The 1,904-nt window shown below is 47.6% G+C and carries 1 protein-coding gene; it reads left to right on the top strand.

The window, feature by feature from the left end:
• Nucleotides 1-512: 512 nt before the first annotated feature.
• Nucleotides 513-1,526 carry an endo alpha-1,4 polygalactosaminidase gene (locus Q1A48_RS21100; RefSeq protein WP_299948804.1) on the top strand — a complete coding sequence of 338 codons (1,014 nt, stop codon included), beginning with the start codon at nt 513-515 and terminating at the stop codon, nt 1,524-1,526.
• The last annotated feature ends 378 nt before the right edge of the window (nt 1,527-1,904 follow it).

Genomic DNA, 1,904 nt, shown 5'->3' with positions numbered 1-1,904 from the left:
CTCATTGAACACCTCTGTCTCAGGCAGCGACTTTACCACCTAAATTGGTGTCCGGGATTAGTAGACCACTACAAAAACCTTTTGGCTATTCCGGGAACAATTGGTCACTACAGGCTTGATGGGGGCCTTGTTTCTAGACTTTAACCTGCAATTGGATGCCAGAGATTACAAAGGCGGTGTTTGTCAACGAAGTTGTCGCGATCACTTGGATATGGGGTATCCATGTCGGAAGAATCTGCAATGGATTGATTCGGTGGATATTTGCGCTTAAACTCTACAGCTATTATGGCATAATAGGTCTTTTAGACAGAATTGACGCAAGGACACCTCTACAAATTACTTTTTGGAGGCATTACTTCATCGTATTCCGGGACTTTCGGGGCATTAAAAACAGAAAATTCAATTTATAGAGGTGCCCAAAAGGGAAATCAAGGAACTTATCCCACCTCTCCCTGCCTGTTAAAACTGGAAAAAACAGTTTGCCCACCTAAAAGCCTACATGGAGAGGAATTTTGCGCCTGACACTTCCATTTCTTTTTAGCCCCCTACTGCTTCTCGGCTGTAGCCTGGATGACCTGCCTGAACTAGTGATCCCAGTCAACGTGGATTACGACCAGGAAATGCGCGAACTGGTGGAAAACATCAGCAGCTATACCAAGGGCATTAATCGCGACTTCATTGTTGTTCCACAAAATGGCATTGAGCTAGTCACCACAACAACCACCATTACAGGTTCCGTGGATGAAGGCTACCTGAATGCCATTGATGGTATCGCCCAGGAAGCCGTATTCTTTGAATTTTCTCGTGTGGGTGTGGACCAGCCCACCCGCACCTCAGAGTCCCGGCGCCTGCAAACCTATCTTGATCTGGCCAAAGATAACAACAACGTCATCCTGGTAACTGACTTCGCCCAGATTGAAAAAAATATCGAGGACTCCTACGACGCCAACCAAGATGCGGATTATATTTCTTTTGCCGCCGACCAAGTGACCCTGAATAATATCCCGCCCTACCCGCTCGACCCCTTCAACGTCAACAGTCGCGAAATCGATAGACTGGACGCAGCCCGCAACTTTCTCAGCCTAACCAACACAAGCCTCTACTCTACTCCCCAAGAATTTGTCGATGCGCTGAGTGAAACCGATTTTGACCTGCTTATCATTGACTTTTTTTTCAATGGCGAGCCCTATACTGAAGAACAAATTGATCAGCTTAAAGTAAAAAGAAACGGCAACCGCAGGCTGTTAATGGCCTATATAAATATTGGCGAAGCCCAGGACAACCGCTACTACTGGCAGCCCTCTTGGCCAACCAATCCCCCCAGCTGGCTACTGGAGGCAGTGCCTGGAGAGCCGGACAACTACTATGTGGAATATTGGAAAGAAGGTTGGCAGGATATCATTTACGGCACTAATGATTCCTACATTTACAGGATTGTGAATGCAGGCTTCGATGGTGCCTATATGGACAGTATCGACGTATTTGAGTATTTCGACTCTCTCAGTACAGTAGAAGAGGGTCGGTAGCTCCAGATTGTGGAATGGGTATGCTCGGCCGGTTGAGGTTCCAAATCGTCGAGCTGCAGGCACCCTGCAATCGGAGAACCCTACTGCTTCACGCCGGTATTAGTAAAGCCTTCTTGCAGCGCGATTCCCAGAACGACCCAAAGCCCCAGAGACATCGACGGTCTGCCCGGTGAAGCATGTCATAATGGAGCCGATACTGACGCAGTAAATCAGGCAGTAGTAACCGGAGTTACTAGCGGGCCGAAAGGAAAGAATGCCCCTCTGCCAAGACGCACTATGAATACATCCCCGTACGCCAATCGGGTAGTGTTCAGAATTCTGTGTCATTTCTTTATCATTAGCAAAAAAGAGATGACCTATGACCAAACCTACTTTCGA

Source organism: uncultured Microbulbifer sp. (assembly GCF_947489355.1).
GTDB lineage: Bacteria > Pseudomonadota > Gammaproteobacteria > Pseudomonadales > Cellvibrionaceae > Microbulbifer.
The sequence above is the reverse complement of the archived record's forward strand: the minus strand, read 5'-3'. Positions and strand labels throughout refer to the sequence as shown.